Source organism: Alcanivorax sp. NBRC 102024 (assembly GCF_001602235.1).
In the GTDB taxonomy this organism is placed as follows: Bacteria; Pseudomonadota; Gammaproteobacteria; order Pseudomonadales; family Alcanivoracaceae; genus Alcanivorax.
Map to the genome: position 1 here is coordinate 427,756 of NZ_BDAS01000001.1, position 15,401 is coordinate 443,156.

Sequence of the window (15,401 nt, forward strand, 5' to 3'; positions counted from 1 at the left end):
CTTCATGCAGACTTTAATTCTCTTCTTAACCGTTCCACCAGCTGCAGCGCAAGCTGCTCCGGTGATCCGCTGAAGCTGACACAGCCGGTCTCGCGGACGGAATCGGGCTGGCTGCTGACCGCACAGGTATCGGCGCTCTGTGCCCACACCGGGCAACCGCTGGCAGCCAGCCGCGGCGCGGCGATGGCGCCATCGTTCCCCATACCGGAAAACAGGATGGCGCCGCAGGCGTTGCCGAAGCCCTCGCTGACGTGCTGTATCACCTGATCGATGGAGGGCGCATAGGGGCCCTCCCAGGCCTGGCCCGTGGACTGGATGCGACCGTCATGGCGGAACTTGACCGCATAATCCACCGGGGCAATGGCCAGTTCCCCGTGACGCAGGGCACTGCCGTCCACGCCCACTTTGCAATCAATATTGTTGTCCCGGCCCAGGACTCCGCACAGGGTGTCCAGAAAGCTGCCATCAATATGCTGGGCCAGCACGAAGGCCACCGGCAGATTGGCCGGCAGGCAATCAAGAAACAGTTTTACCGCCGCCGGCCCGCCCAGGCTGGCTCCCAACACCCAGACCCGTCGGGGCCGGTCGCCCGGCCGAATGGTTTCAAATTCCCGGGGGGTGGGGATTTTTACGGTTGGCGGCCGTTGCGGGATCACGTCCAGACGTTCTTCCACCGCCGGTTTGCCGATGAAGTCCACCAGCTTGGTCACCAGTCGCCGTTCCCATTTCGGGTAGCGGGCATCGGTGCGGGCCGGTGCCTGACCATCGCAGAACAGAATCGGCGCGGCGGCCTCTTCCAGCAGATTATCCAGAAAGCTCTGCCAGCGATCTTCGCTGGACAGGTCCACGACCCACAGGTCCAGCGCGCCTTCCGCCAGCCAGCGTTGTTCCAGGGCTTCCGGGTCCGTGTTGACCACCACCTGATACCCCTGGGCCTTCACAGCGCTGGATAGCAGGTGGCCCTGCAATGTGCTGTCGGCAATCACGCCGACCCGGCCCGGGGCGGTCATTCGTCACCGGTTTCCTGCAATTCGCCCAGCAGTTCGCGAATGGTGGAGAGCAGTTCGTTCTCCTGGAACGGTTTGCCCATGTAGCAGTTCACGCCAATATCGAAGGCCCGCTCGCGGTGTTTTTCGCCGGTGCGCGAGGTGATCATGATGATCGGCACGTCCTTCAGGCGGCTGTCGTGGCGCACATGGGTGGCCACTTCAAAGCCGTCCATGCGTGGCATTTCGATATCCAGCAGCATCACATCCGGGCGGATGTCTTCCAGCTTGGCGATGGCATCCATGCCGTCCTTGGCGGTGACCACCTCGTAGCCGTTCCGCTCCAGCAGACGGGTGGTGACCTTGCGCACGGTGACCGAGTCATCGGTGACCATGACCAGCGGAGTATCGCGTCTGGTGTCGGTGTCCTGGTCGTTTTGCTCAACCGGTTCCTGAGGCAGTACCGGAATATCGGCGACACCCATTGCCGGCACCTGCACGTGGGCGGCACGGATCAGCGAGTGGATATCGAGAATGATTACCACGGAGCCATCACCGAGGATGGTGGCGCCGCTGATACCGGCCACCGAGGCCAGCTGCGGACCAACGGATTTCACGACCACTTCCCGGGAACCCACCAGGTTGTCCACCACGATGGCCACGGTGTGTTCGGTGCTGCGGATCAGCAGTACCGGCATGGGAGTGGTGTGATTATCCAGATGCGGGCTGCGGGTGCCATGGACGAAGTTGCCCAGGTATTGCAGCTCGTAGTCCTGGCCCACATAGGTGTAGACCGGGTTGTCTTCCTCGAAGTAATGCTGCAGTTCGAAGGGGCTGATGCGCACGATACCTTCGATCTGGTTCAACGGGATGGCGTAGGTATCTTCGGCGGCTTTCACCATCAGGGCCCGGTTCATGGCCAGGGTGAACGGCAGGCGGATGATAAAGCGGGTGCCCTGCCCCTTGTGGGAATCGATGGTCACCGAGCCGCCCATCTGTTTGATTTCGCTGGCCACCACGTCCATGCCCACGCCGCGGCCGGAAATCTGGGTGACGGCGGCGGCGGTGGAGAAACCAGCGTGGAAAATAAACTGCTGGATTTCCTGCTCGGAGAGCTGGGCATCCGGGGCGATCAGGCCACGCTCCACGGCTTTACGGCGCACCGCATCCGTGTCGATCCCCTTGCCGTCGTCGGACAGGGTGATCACCACCTCGCCGCCTTCCCGGCCCAGTTCCAGATTGATGCGGCCCGTGTCGGCCTTGCCGGCGCTCTGGCGGCCTTCCCGGGTTTCGATACCGTGGTCCACCGCGTTACGCAGCATGTGCTCCAGGGGCGCGACCACGCGCTCCATCAGGGAGCGGTCCAGTTCCCCTTCCGGGTTGAGCACATCGAAATCCACCCGCTTGCCCACTTCGCCGGAGATCTGCCGGACGATGCGACGCAGGCGGGGCACCAGGCGGCTGAAGGGCACCATGCGGGTGCGCATCAGTTTTTCCTGCAGCTCGGTGTTAATGCGGGACTGCTGCAGCAGCAGGGTTTCCGTGTCCTTGGTGCGGTCCAGCAGGGTGTTCTTCAGATCGAGCAAGTCCGAGGCGGATTCCGACAGCTGCTTGGTGATCTGGTGCAGCTCGGAGTACTGGTCCATTTCCAGGGGGTCGAAATCCTCGTCGATTTCGCCCCGGTCCACGCCCTTCTGGTAGTTGGACATGATCTGCGCTTCGGTTTCCGAATCCAGCCGTCGCAGCTGTTCATAAAGACGCTGAACCGTGTTGCCCATTTCCTCCACGTTGAAGGTGAACTCGGAAATCCCCTGTTCTACCCGACCGCGGTTAATGGAGGTTTCCCCGGCAAGGTTCACCAGGGCTTCCAGCACGTCGGCCCCCACCCGCACCATTTCCTGGGGCTGGGCCTGGTTCTGGCGCTGACGGCGATCATCCTGTTTGGGCTGCTGCGGTTGTGGCGCGCTGTCCGCCGCCGGTGCCAGTGTGGTGCCCGTCTCCTCAGCGGGAGAGGGGGAATGGCGCCGGGCACTGCGGGCCACGGATTCCATGCCGCGGACAATCTGATCATACCAGTTGACCATGGGCTGGAAGTCTTCCTGGGTGGGCGCTTCGCGGCGTTTTTCCAGTTCCAGCAGATAGGTTTCGAAATCGTGGCTGATGTCGCCCAAGGGTTTCAGGCCGGCCAGTCGGGCACCGCCCTTGAGGGTGTGCAGGGCGCGTTTGAGATCGTCGGTGAAATCCTGGCTCTCCGGATGGTCTTTCCAGGAGGTCAGGCATGCGTCAATGATCTCTGCCAGTTCATCGGATTCTTCCAGGAAGATTTCCAGGATTTCCGGGTCGCTGTCGGATTCCCAGTCGCTGTATTCATTGTCGTCGGGTTCACTGGCCGGGGCGGTCGTCTCCGTGGCTGCCGCGGGCGCAGGATCTGCCGGTGTGCTGGTGGCCAGGGTGGGCAGGCTGAAGCCGGCTGGGTCGGCCACGTAGTCGTGGATGGCCTGAATCAGCTGGTCGCCCTGGGGAAGCGGCTCGCCAGCCTTGAGCGCCTCGACCATTTCCGCGAGTTTGTCGTGACAGCGATGCAACAGATCCAGCAGGGTTGTTTCAACAGCCAGACGGCTCTGTGCCAGCCCTTCGTACAGGGTTTCCAGTTCATGGCCCAGATCGCCCAGCTCCCGGACTTCGGCCATGCGGGCACCGCCCTTGAGGGTGTGCAGGTCCCGTTGCAGTGACTGCAGTTCGATCAGGTTGTCCTGCTCGCTGATCCACTGTTCCAGGCTGCTGCCGGCGGACTCCAGAATTTCATCCGCTTCTTCCAGAAAGATTTCCACCAGCTCCGGGTCACGCTCCGGTTGAGGGGGCGCCGGCATGCTGGGCGCGTCCTCAAACGCAACGGGCGCGGGACCGGTGTCTGCAGCAAAATCGGAAGGCGTGTGGTCAGCAAGGTCGTCATTGTCCGGGGAGGTAACAACGGTGCCCGGGATCTCGGCAGCCGTCGTGTCGCCACGCAGGAAGGCCTGGATGGCACTGACCAGTTCCGGTGCGCTGTCGGGGGTGCGGCCGGCGCGCAGGCCGTCGATCATGTCGGCGAGCCGGTCATGGCAGCGATGCAGCAGGGCAAACAGGGCCGGATCCGCCTCTAGCTGGCCGGTATTGAAGGCTTCGTAAAGGTTTTCCAGTTCGTGGGCCAGGTCTCCCACCGGCGCCACGGCGGCCATGCGGGCGCCGCCCTTGAGCGTGTGCAGGTCCCGCTGCAGGCCATCCACATTGCTGGCATCGCCCTCTTCCCACTGATCCAGGGTGTGGCTGGCGGATTCCAGAATTTCTTCGGCCTCTTCCAGGAACAGGCTGACCAGCTCCGGATCCATATGGGCCTGATATTCATTACTGTCGGCCCAGCTCTGGGTATCCGCATCGCTGTCCGCTTCCGGGGTGTCGGCAGTGTGATCAGAGAAGGCGTCATCCCACTGCGGCGCACGAGTGCCGGAGCCGGGGCCATCGTCGTCCGGGCCACTGCTTTCTGCCAGTTCGTGCAGGGCATCCACCAGCCCCAGTTCCGGACGCACGGTCTGGCCGGCAGCCAGGCAGTCCATCATGTTGACCAGGGCATCCTGGCCTTCGCCGGCCAGAGACAACATCTGTTCGCTGTACGCCAGCCGGCCGGATTCCACGGCGCTGTAGCAGGCCGCCAGGCCCGCAGCCAGGGCATGAATTTCGCCAAGCCCGGCGGTGGTGGCGCTGTTGGAGAGCAGTTGCAGCTCGTCGCGCAGTTTCACCAGCTCTTCGGTCTGCTCCGGATTCCTGGACCACTGCTCAAGCAGTTGCTCCGCATCCACGATCAGGTCCATGCCTTCGGACAGGAAGACGGAAAGGATGTGCGGGTCCGGGCCGGAATCCCGTTGTTCGGCCAGTCCGTCCCGTTGTTGCTGCAGGGCGGTGATCAGGGCGTCAGCACCGGGCAGGTGGGCCTGGTCGAGTTGTTCCAGGTTGTCACGCACCAGTTGGTGGGCCTGGCGCAGCAGTTCGGCCTGCTGGCTGCTGGCCCGGCGGTTACTGCTGATCAGGTCGCGCACCAGTTTCTCGGCCGGCTCGGCCACTTCCGCCACCGCTTCGATTTCTGCCATGCGGGCACTGCCCTTGAGGGTGTGCAGGGCACGGTGAACGCTGTCGTCCAGGCTGTGCTCGGACAGGTCCGGGTCCACGGTCTGCAGCCACTCCTCAATCAATGCCAGATTGCGAAGGGCCTCGCTGGCAAAGATTTCCAGCAGTACCGGGTCCGTGCCTTCCTCGCTGGGGCTCTCTGCCGGAAGGTCATCGCCGTCACTCATGTCCGGGATGTCGGCCAGGCTGTCAATTTCGCTGTCGCTGCTGGCGTCCGTGTCGAGCGGCTGGGCGGGTGCGTCCGTTTGCGGGGCGTCGGCCTCGGGCAGGTTGAACTCGATGATGCCGTCCTCTGACGCATCGTCGCTTTCCCAATCAAGCGTCGTGTCATCGTCGCCGGCGTCGTTGAAGGCGGCCAGATCTTCCACGGACAGGCTGTCGCCGTGGTCATCGCTGCGGTCCGTGAACCCGTCACTGTCTGCGGGCAGGGTCAGTTCCAGGGTGTCGTCGGCCTGTGCGTCATCAGCGGAGGCATCGTCGTCCTGGTCGATGGTGTCAGCGCTGTCCGCAGGGAGGGTGTCGTTACCGGTCTGGCCCGTGATCGCCGGTACCTGATCGATCTGTCCACCGGCGGCCAGGGTATCGGCGGCGTCGGCCAGGGGCTGCACATCGAACGGATCCGGTTGTCGCTGGGTAAAGGCATCCACCAGGGCGGGTACCCGGTTGCGGACTTCCTGCACCAGATCAATGAGTACGGCGGTGGGCTCAATGGTGCGGTCAATCACCCGGTTGAGCATGTTTTCCACGGACCAGCCCAGCTCACCCACGGTACTGGCACCGACCATTCGGCCGGAGCCTTTCAGGGTATGGAAGGCGCGCCGGAATTCCACCAGGGACTCTTCATCGCTGGTGTTGGCGGCCCAGCGGGGGAAATACTGGTCCAGGGCTTCCAGCACTTCGCCCACTTCTTCCTGGAAAATCTCGATGATTTCATCATCGATCAGATTGTCATCGTCTTCATCCGCCAGGTTTTCGGTGGTCTCCGGTGCTTCTGGCTCCGCGCTGTCCGTGCCCTGGTCTGTGGGCGCCAGGCCGGTAATCTCGAGAGTCGGGTCGTCCTGGTCATCCGCGGTGTCCCAGGTCACTTCGGCGGGATCGTTGAAGGCCGGCTCCAGGGAAATGTCCGACTCCGGATAGTCCTCGGTGTGGTCGTCGCTGTCGCCGATCTGGCCAGTGGTATCGCTGTCGATCTGCACGTCGGCGTCCAGCTCGATGCGTTCCACTTCCACCGGGTCATCGCCGAAGCCGCTGCCCTGATCCAGGGGATAACCGAGCGCGTCCACACTGGCGCGGGCCAGCTGCAGGATATCGTCGGTGGTTTCCGGATCGTCGCTGAGACGTTCCAGGTAGTACTCCACCGAGGTGATGGCATCCGCCAGAGTGTCCATGCTGCGCCAGTCCGGCTTGGGCTGGTCCGCATCAAGCAGTTTTTCCTGAATGAACTGCACGCACTGGCGCAATATCAGCGCCGGCTTGTTGAGCTGGATGACTTCCAGGCCGCCGCGCACGGCGCTGAGTCGTTCCGGTACCGGGTGAAGATGTTCCGGGTTCCACTGGGACGCAATGAATTCGACGATACCGTCCTTGGCCTCTTCCAGGCCGGCTCGGCATTCGCGCAGTACCGCTTCCATGGCCTGGCCCACGTGGCCGGGCACGTCGTTCTGATCACCGTTATAGGATTTGCCGCGGCGGTCGCCGCCGCTGATACCGGCCAGTGTCGCTTCCACATAAAGCAGGGCGCCGGCGATATCCATCAGGGTTTCGCGTTCCGCAGGGCGTTTACCGGCAACAATGTCCTCTACCGCGTGGAGCTGTTCTTCCACCAGGGTGCGTGGCTGGCCCAGGCCCAGTACGGCCACGGTGTCGGCCACCTGTTTCAGGGTCACGGTCTGTGGATGCAGCTTGCTGGCATCGCTTTCGCCGTTATGGACGAAGGCTTCCAGGGCGTCCTTGACGGTGGTGATCTCTTCGGAAAGCGCCTTCACCACGGAATTCATGGCTTCGGCATCCGGGCCGGTCATGCGGGCCCGTTCCGCGTTGATCAGGTCATCGGAGGGCAAGGCATCGTCAAGACGGAAACGGGCTTTCACGTCTCGGATTCGCGGGCTGTCCGCGTCCGCCTTGGCCACGTAGTACAGCAGGTTCTTGAGCAGTTCCGTGGGCGCCGGACGATTCAGGCTGGCCGCGCCTTCGCTGACCAGTTCACGCAGGTTGCGGTCCACGTGGCCCAGCATCAGTTTTACCGAGGTGCCCAGGACAATGGCGTCTTCGGAGAGCCCTTCCACCAGGGCATTGCTGATGCTCCACAGGGGAGCGCGAGGGGCATCGCCGGTGATCTGTTCCAGCTTGGTGAAGACCTTGGCCATGTAGCCCAGGTTCTCGCCCATGTTGTCGTTGCGCAGCACACCGAGCAGGGCGATCTGGAACATCTGGCGGATTTTCTTGGCCAGCTGGATAAAGCGCGGGTCGTTGAGCAGGTCTTCGGGGATCTGGCCGCGGCCGGTGGCATCGGTGAGATCCGGTTTGAACAGGGCGGTTTCCGACAGCAGCGGTTCGCCACGGGCGGCTCGCAGATCATTGAGCAGGGGCAGGAGTACCACCGGCAGGTCGCGCCGGTTGCTGGCTACTCTGTCGAGATAAGGCGGCAGCTGCAGGATGGCCCGCATCAGGGTTTCCTGGCCATCTCCCACGTTGCCGACCCGGCCTTCCAGCAGCGCCTGAGCCAGCTTTTCCATTTCTTCGGCGAGCAGAGCAGCACCGTAGAACTCCACCATTTGCAGGGTGCCGTACACCTGGTGCAGATGGGCCTGGCAAAAACGCATGCGGGTGGCGTCGTCCGGGGTATCCACGAACGCTTCCAGTGCCTGCTGCGCCTGGTTCAGGGTTTCCTGGATCTCCCCGCGAACCCAGTCCAGAGCCAGATAGTCGTGACGGTCACTCATGACGTCTCCTGTCATACTCAAACCTGCCGTCACTGCGGGCAGGTTTTTTATTATCTACAGCGCTTATCGACAGCGCCGAAAAGCCAGCGTATCGGCGAAATGTATGCGTTCCAGATCCGGATGCTGCCAGTCGGTCACTTCCCCGGGACCGAGTACCAGAATGCCACCGGGGGCCAGCCGTTCCGCCAGTCGGTTGACGATCTGACGTTTCCGCCAGCGGCGGAAGTAAATCAGCATGTTCTGACAGAAAATCAGATCCATGTCGTTCATTGGCGCAGTGCTCAGATCCAGCACGTTGAGCCGCGCAAAACAGATGCGTTCGCGCAGCACGGGCGCCACGGCCAGGGTCTGTTCGTTGCCGCTGGGCTGGAAATATTTCTCCCGCAATTGCGGGTCCACCTGCAGTACCCGGCGCGCGGGATATTCCCCTTTGCGGGCCTTGGCCAGGGTGGGCAGGCTGATATCGGTGGCGGTGATGCCGTAGAACAGTTTGCGATCCGTGTCGTTCAGCTGCTCATTGATCATCATGGCGAGGGAGTAGGCTTCCTCGCCGGTGGAGCACCCCACGCTCCACACATCCAGGCTGGCGCCGTCCGGCTGTTCTGCCTTGAAGCGCTGCACGAATTCTTCCACCAGAGCGTAGGAGCTCGGGTGGCGAAAAAAACTGGTTTCCTGAACCGTGAGCCGGTCCACCAGTACCGACCATTCCATGGCCCGGGATTCGGTGGAGCCCACCATCAGGTGTTCGTAATAGGTGTTGTAGTCCTCGATGCCCAGCTCGCGCATGCGAATGCTCAAGCTGGTTTCGAGAAAGGTCTTGCGCTCGTTGGACAGGGTCATGCCGGTGCGCTCTTCGAGCAGCGCCTGCCATAGCTGGAACTGCTCCGCATCCATGGCGGGCGTGCTTTTGATCGACCAACGGTCTGTCACGGCAGCACCCATAGCATCACCCCGCTAACCGGCGCGAGCCGGATCAGGAGTGCTCCGGCAGGCGGAAGCCGGCAACGGAATTACGCATCTCCTGCGCCATCTCGGCCAGGTTACCAATGGACCGCGCAGTGGCGGTGGTACCGGCGGAGGTCTGCGAGGTAATTTCCTGGATCACGTTCATGGTGTTGGAAATGTGACCCGCGGAGGCGGCCTGCTGGCGCGCCGCGTTGGAAATGTTCTGGATCAGGTCCGCCAGGGTTTTCGATACGTTCTCAATTTCTTCCAGTGCCACACCAGCGTCCTGCGCCAGGCGGGCCCCTTTTACCACCTCGGCGGTGGTGGCTTCCATGGAGATTACCGCTTCGTTGGTATCGGTCTGAATGGTTTTTACCAGGGTTTCAATCTGCTTGGTCGCAGCAGCGGAACGTTCCGCCAGTCGCTGTACCTCATCCGCTACCACCGCGAAGCCCCGGCCGGCTTCACCGGCCATGGATGCCTGAATGGCAGCGTTCAATGCGAGGATGTTGGTCTGGTCGGCGATGTCGTTAATCAGGGATACGATGTCACCAATCTCCTGGGAGGACTCACCCAGACGCTTGATCCGTTTGGAGGTTTCCTGAATCTGTTCGCGGATGGTGTCCATGCCGTGGATGGTCGCCTGTACCACTTCGGCGCCCTTGTTGGCGATGGCTACCGCCCGTTCCGCTACCGCGGCGGATTCGGCGGCGTTGGCGGATACCTGGTCAATGGAGACCGCCATTTCGTTCACCGCGGCAGAGGCCCCGGCAATTTCCTGGGCCTGGTGCTCGGAGGCCTCGGCCAGATGCATAGCCGTGGACTGGGTTTCCTGGGCCGCAGAGGCCACCTGTACCGCCGAGTTGTTGATCGTTTGTACCAGGCTGCGCAGCTGGTCAATGGAGTAGTTGATGGAGTCAGCGATGGCCCCGGTGAAGTCCTCGGTTACCGTGGCCTGTACGGTCAGGTCGCCATCCGCCAGGTCGCCCAGTTCGTCGAGCAGACGCAGAATCGCCGCCTGGTTACGCTGGTTTTCGCTTTCCAGTTCGTCCTTCAGTGCGGCCGCCTGACGGTTCCGTTGCGCCATGATCAGGAAGAACAGCAGCACCGCGATGGCGGCAGAAAGGCCACCGAGTGTCACGGACGGGAAGAAGGTGTTGGTGGAGCCTTCGAATTGGGTGTTCAGGTTGCTGGATTCCTGCAGCAGATCCTGGGAACGGCGGAAAATGGTGTCGGCCGCGTTACGTACCTGGAACAGTTCGGGAGCAGTTTCCAGAATTTCGTCCACGGACTGGTTAACGAATTCGTCGAACAGGTCAGCAATTTCAGCCAGGTAATCCAGGGCATCCGGGTCGTTCACCTGGTCAATGCCCATGGCGTCGTCGCCTTCGATCATGCCATTCATGACCCGGCCGAACAGGCTGGCGTCACGACCGAAAGCATCCGCTGCGATCACCGCGCCATCGCCCCCTTCCAGTACCTTGGAGATGGAGCTGAGAATCCGTTCTGCCAGCAGAGACTGACGTTGGGCAAAAGCGATCTGATCCGGCTCGGCACCGGTGGCAACCAGGATCTCTACCACGCCTTCGTATTCCGCTTGCAGGGAAGGAATGGTCTGGGCCAGGGTATCTGCCACTTCGTGCAGATCCAGAACCGTATCTTCCCCGCGCAGGATGGTGCCGGCGTTGCTGTTCACTTCGGACCACAGGCTACTCAGACGTTCTTTCACCTCCGGGTTCTCGACCGGTTCGTCTTTCACATCATCCCAGGCAGACTGGAAGCTCTGTTGGGATTTGGCCAGCAGCTCGAAAGCGTCCGCGTTACCGGCAGCCGCTTCCAGGGCGTTCTTGGCGATCTGCTGGGAAATAACGCGCATTTCCGAGGCCAGGGTAATGTTTTCCTGGGCCTGGTTCGCCGTGGTGGCGGACAGCAGAAAGTTCACCACCGCCAGGACGATAAAGACGGCAAGCCCGATATACAGCGCGATATTCAGCGTGCTGCCTTCCGCGCCCCCCCGCAATTTGTCAAAGATTGCTCCCGAATTGAACTTCATAGTCTGGCTCCTGGCCTGGCGTTCGCTCTTCTTATGTACCCCAAATGCTTGTCTGCGGATCAGCCGGTGCGGGCGACCTGCATAAAGCGTGGATCCTCTGCCAGCCGAGTCAGGCTGAACACGGACCAGTACTCCCCGTCCCGCCGGTAGGCGCCGCGCACAAATGGCGTCACGCTGCTGTCGCTGACCGGCAGTGATTCCACAAATTCATCAATGGGAAAATGTTGCATCCCCAGTACTTCATCCACCGTCATGCCGGTGTACAAGTCGTCCTGGTCCAGCACCAGCAGTCGCCGACGTTTTTCCTGGACCGGTGAACTCTTTTCCAGAAAGCCGCTGAGATCCATCACGGTCATCAGTCGGCCCCGGACATTGGCCACGCCCTTCATCCAGCTGCGTGCGCCGGGAATGCGGGTGTAGGCCGGCACCGAGAGGATTTCGGAAACCTCATCCAGCGGTGCCACATATTTCTTGCCATCCATCACAAAGCCCACACCGCTCCAGTAGCTCACCGCATCCTGCTGCATGGGCAGGTCTTTGGCCTGCTCACGGCAGCGACGGTTGTAGTCGGCCAGTTGGATATAGGCGGCGGAAGCAGTTGCGCTCATCGTGGGCTCCGGATTAGCCGTCGGCCAGCATGCGGTCGACGGTTTGCAGGAGCACATCCTCGTCCACCGGCTTGGTCAGATAGTCCTTGGCGCCCTGGCGTTTGCCCCAGACACGGTCGGTTTCCTGATCCTTGGTGGTAACGATAACGATGGGAATGTGCGCGGTATCGGCGCCTTTGGTGAGCTGGCGGGTCGCCTGGAAGCCGTTCAGGCCAGGCATCACCACATCCATCAACACCAGTTCGGGCAGCTCGGAGCGGGCCATGGCCACGCCATCAGCCCCGTTGGCGGCCTCGAGTACTTCGTGGCCGTGCTTTTCCAGAATCTCCCGCAACTTGTAGGTTTCGGTGGGAGAGTCATCCACTATCAGAATACGTGCCATCTTATCCTCTTCAGGCTCAGCGACGCTGTCGCTTAACCGTTGATATGCTGTCGAATCGCGCCGAGAAGCTCGTCCTTGGAAAACGGCTTGGTCAGATACTCGTCGGACCCCACTATTCGCCCCTTGGCCTTGTCGAAAAGGCCGTCCTTGGACGACAGCATGATCACCGGGGTGGCCTTGAAGGCACTGTTGTTCTTGATCAGGGCGCAGGTCTGATACCCGTCAAGACGCGGCATCATAATGTCGACGAAGATGATATTGGGTTTGCTGTCGGCGATTTTGGCCAAGGCATCGAAGCCATCGGTGGCGGTGATCACTTCACAACCTGCTTTCTTCAACAAGGTTTCCGCGGTGCGACGGATGGTTTTGGAATCGTCGATCACCATTACCTTGAGGTCTTGGAAATTGTCAGTCATGGAAACTGCCTTTAACCGTGAACCGTTTTTGGCCGCAACTTATTGTAATTTTTGGCCTTTCTAGTAATTCGATGGGCGGGGTGTGTAGCGATACAAGCCCAAGCGAAGTTTTTAACACAGATTCTACAATCAATCTATAAGACCCTATGAAACTTGAGAAAATGCCCCGCGCATCCCTGCATAGCGATAGGCGGCCTGCACTGCTAAGATTCCCCGGCCCGCTTTATTGTCTGTGGAGACCCCATGAGCTTGCGTATTGGTGTGGTGATGGACCCCATCGCCAAAATCAAACCCTGGAAAGACAGCACCTTCGCCATGCTGCTGGAAGCGCAACGACGTGGCTGGTCATTGCTCTACATGGAGCCGGCGGATCTGTATGTGCGCGATGGTCGCACCTTTGCGGCCACTCGGGCACTGTCCGTCACCGACAATAACGACGATTGGTACCGTCTGGCCGATGCCGTGAATCACGATCTGGCCGATCTGGATATTATCCTGATGCGCCAGGACCCGCCGTTCAACGCAGAATACATCTATGCCACCTACCTGCTGGAAAAGGTGGAACGGGAAGGCGTACTGGTGGTGAACCGGCCCGGCAGTGTTCGCGACAGCAATGAAAAGCTGTTTGCCACCGACTTCCCCCAGTGCTGTGCCCCTACGCTGGTGTCCAGCCAGTCCGGACTGCTGCGCGATTTTGTACAGGAGTTCGGTGACACTGTGATGAAGCCGCTGGACGGCATGGGCGGCAGCAATATCTTCCGGGTGCGCAAGGACAGCCCCAATATCTCGGTGGTGATCGAGGTGCTGACCCAGCATGGCAAGACGCCGATCATGGCCCAGCGCTTCGTGCCGGAGATCACCGAGGGTGACAAGCGCATTCTGATGATCAATGGCGAGCCGGTGCCCTATGCGCTGGCGCGGATCCCCAAGGAAGGCGAGTTGCGCGGCAACCTGGCGGCCGGCGGCACCGGCCAGGGGCGGGAGTTGAGCGACCGGGACCGCTGGATCTGTGAGCAGGTGGGGCCTACCCTCAAGCGCAAGGGTCTGTATTTTGTGGGTCTGGACGTGATCGGTGATTATCTCACCGAGATCAACGTGACCAGTCCCACCTGTATCCGCGAGCTGGACGCGATCTTCAATATCAACATTGCCGGCCAGCTGTTCGACATGTTGCTGGAGTTGCGGCAGCCGTCATAGACGATGAGTGCGGGCCGGGGCACACTCTCCGGCCGATCAAAGGCAGTAACAAAAAGAAGAAACCATGGCAGCCAATTCCACCGTCAGCGCATCAGATCGTCTCACCTTTACGGTGTTTCTGGCGCTGGCCTTCCACGGCATACTCATCTTCGGGGTCAGCTTTGCCCCGGAGAAACAGCGCGCCGCCCCCCATACCCTGGAAGTGACCCTGTCCCAGCATCGCAGCGATGACGCGCCGGACGAGGCGGACTTTATTGCCCAGAGCAACCAGCTGGGCTCCGGTGATTTGGCGGAAAAACAGGAACTGACCACCACCGAGCATGTGGACTTCGCCGACAACAAACTCGACAACGTGCAGCTCAAGGAAAAGACCACCCGGGAGCGCCGCGATCGCCAGTCCCAGTTGCTGGTCATTACCACCGCCCGCGCCAGCGACCGGAAGGTCAACGCGGACCAGCAGGAAAAAACCGATCCGAAACCGCTCAAGGTGGCCAAACAGGAAAACCTGCAGGACCTGAGCCGGGAAATCGCCAGCCTGCAGGCCCGCCTGGATGCCCAGAAACAGGCCTACGCCAAGCGCCCACGGATTCGTCGCCTTACCTCGGTATCCGCCAAGGCCCACTACGAAGCCCAGTACATCGACAGCTTCCGCCGTGAAGTGGAAGCCATGGGCACCCGCAATTTCCCGTCCCGGGCCCTGAACAGCAATACCTTTGGCGCCGTACGGCTGATGGTGGCGATCCAGAAAGATGGCAAACTGAAGGAGGTGCGTCTGCTGAAATCCTCCGGCCACACCTTCCTGGATCAGGCGGCCATCCAGAGCGTGCGACTGGCCGCCCCCTTCGATCCCTTCACGGCGGAGATGCGCAAGAACATGGACGTGCTGGAAATCATCCGCACCTGGAAGTTCGACAAGAACCAGCGGGTGTCTTCGAAGTAATAGCTGCAAGCCTCAAGCTACAAGCGGCAAGGCGCGGATTGGGGTGTTGCCAGCTTTAAGATCAGTGCCCGCGCACCATTCGTGGTGAATGCGGGCACGGCATCAACGGTAACTATCGGCATGTCCCGCGTTGCAGCTTGTAGCTTGAAGCTTGCAGCTCTCCCACCCACCCCGGATACTGTCCCCATGGACAACACGACCCTCAAACACCAGTTGCTGGTGGCCATGCCGCAGATGGCCGACCCCAACTTCGAACATTCCGTCACCTATCTCGTCGAGTACGGTAGCGAGGGCGCCATGGGGCTGACCCTCAACCGCCCCGTGCAGATCAGCCTGGGCGATATCCTCAGCGACATGGACATCGACATCGAAGTGCCGCCCTCGGAGCGGCACCGGGTGGTTGCTGGCGGTCCGGTACAGCAGGAGGCCGGTTTCGTGTTGCACGCTGCCTCCACCCACTGGCAGTCCAGCGTGCCGCTCAGCGACGGCCTGATGCTCACTACCAGCCGCGATATTCTGGAAGCCATCGCCATCGGCGAAGGACCGGAGCAATCGTTGATCTGCCTGGGCTACGCCGGCTGGGAACCCGGCCAGCTGGAACAGGAACTGGTGGAAAATGCCTGGCTCAGCACCCCGGCCAGCCGTGAACTGGTGCTCGACACCCCCTTCGAACAAACCTGGCAAGCCGCCGCAGCGCGTATTGGTGTGGACATGAGTCTGATCACTACCCAGGCGGGACACAGCTGACATGTCCTTTCGCACCGTAGGAGC

10 protein-coding genes are annotated in these 15,401 nt (G+C 61.3%); 3 read left to right on the forward strand and 7 right to left on the reverse strand.

The features are described from left to right. Positions 1-2: 2 nt before the first annotated feature. The 7 genes from A0251_RS02015 to pilG all read right to left on the reverse strand — a co-directional run bounded on the left by A0251_RS02015 (position 3) and on the right by pilG (position 12,493). A complete protein-coding gene (locus A0251_RS02015) occupies positions 3-1,010 on the reverse strand; it encodes a chemotaxis protein CheB (RefSeq protein WP_062815152.1) in 1,008 nt (335 codons plus the stop codon). Then, positions 1,007-8,089 (reverse strand): Hpt domain-containing protein, encoded by a 7,083-nt coding sequence (locus A0251_RS02020; protein ID WP_062815153.1) that lies wholly within the window; start codon positions 8,087-8,089, stop codon positions 1,007-1,009. Before A0251_RS02020 ends, A0251_RS02015 begins: the two co-directional genes overlap by 4 nt. Positions 8,090-8,152: 63 nt before the next feature. Next, entirely contained in the window at positions 8,153-9,031 is an 879-nt protein-coding gene (locus A0251_RS02025; RefSeq protein ID WP_062815154.1) for a protein-glutamate O-methyltransferase CheR, read from the reverse strand. Between the two features lie 31 nt (positions 9,032-9,062). Next, positions 9,063-11,087, reverse strand: coding sequence for a methyl-accepting chemotaxis protein (locus A0251_RS02030; protein ID WP_062815155.1), 2,025 nt, complete (start codon positions 11,085-11,087; stop codon positions 9,063-9,065). A gap of 59 nt (positions 11,088-11,146) precedes the next feature. Beyond that, positions 11,147-11,695 carry a chemotaxis protein CheW gene (locus tag A0251_RS02035; protein WP_062815156.1) on the reverse strand — a complete coding sequence of 183 codons (549 nt, stop codon included), beginning with the start codon at positions 11,693-11,695 and terminating at the stop codon, positions 11,147-11,149. A 13-nt stretch (positions 11,696-11,708) separates the two neighbouring features. Then, on the reverse strand, positions 11,709-12,077 hold the full coding sequence (gene pilH / locus A0251_RS02040; protein ID WP_062815157.1) for a twitching motility response regulator PilH: 369 nt from the start codon (positions 12,075-12,077) through the stop codon (positions 11,709-11,711). 32 nt (positions 12,078-12,109) lie between these two features. Further along, positions 12,110-12,493 (reverse strand): twitching motility response regulator PilG, encoded by a 384-nt coding sequence (pilG, locus tag A0251_RS02045; protein WP_007148837.1) that lies wholly within the window; start codon positions 12,491-12,493, stop codon positions 12,110-12,112. Positions 12,494-12,736: 243 nt separating this feature from the next. On the opposite strand from pilG, the gene gshB reads away from it, so the two are divergent. The 3 genes from gshB to A0251_RS02060 all read left to right on the forward strand — a co-directional run bounded on the left by gshB (position 12,737) and on the right by A0251_RS02060 (position 15,377). Further along, complete coding sequence (gene gshB, locus A0251_RS02050) at positions 12,737-13,690, forward strand: glutathione synthase (RefSeq protein ID WP_062815158.1); 954 nt, start codon at positions 12,737-12,739, stop codon at positions 13,688-13,690. A 64-nt stretch (positions 13,691-13,754) separates the two neighbouring features. Next, positions 13,755-14,630 carry an energy transducer TonB gene (locus A0251_RS02055; RefSeq protein WP_062815159.1) on the forward strand — a complete coding sequence of 292 codons (876 nt, stop codon included), beginning with the start codon at positions 13,755-13,757 and terminating at the stop codon, positions 14,628-14,630. Between the two features lie 186 nt (positions 14,631-14,816). Beyond that, positions 14,817-15,377 carry a YqgE/AlgH family protein gene (locus A0251_RS02060; RefSeq protein WP_062815160.1) on the forward strand — a complete coding sequence of 187 codons (561 nt, stop codon included), beginning with the start codon at positions 14,817-14,819 and terminating at the stop codon, positions 15,375-15,377. Positions 15,378-15,401 lie beyond the last annotated feature (24 nt).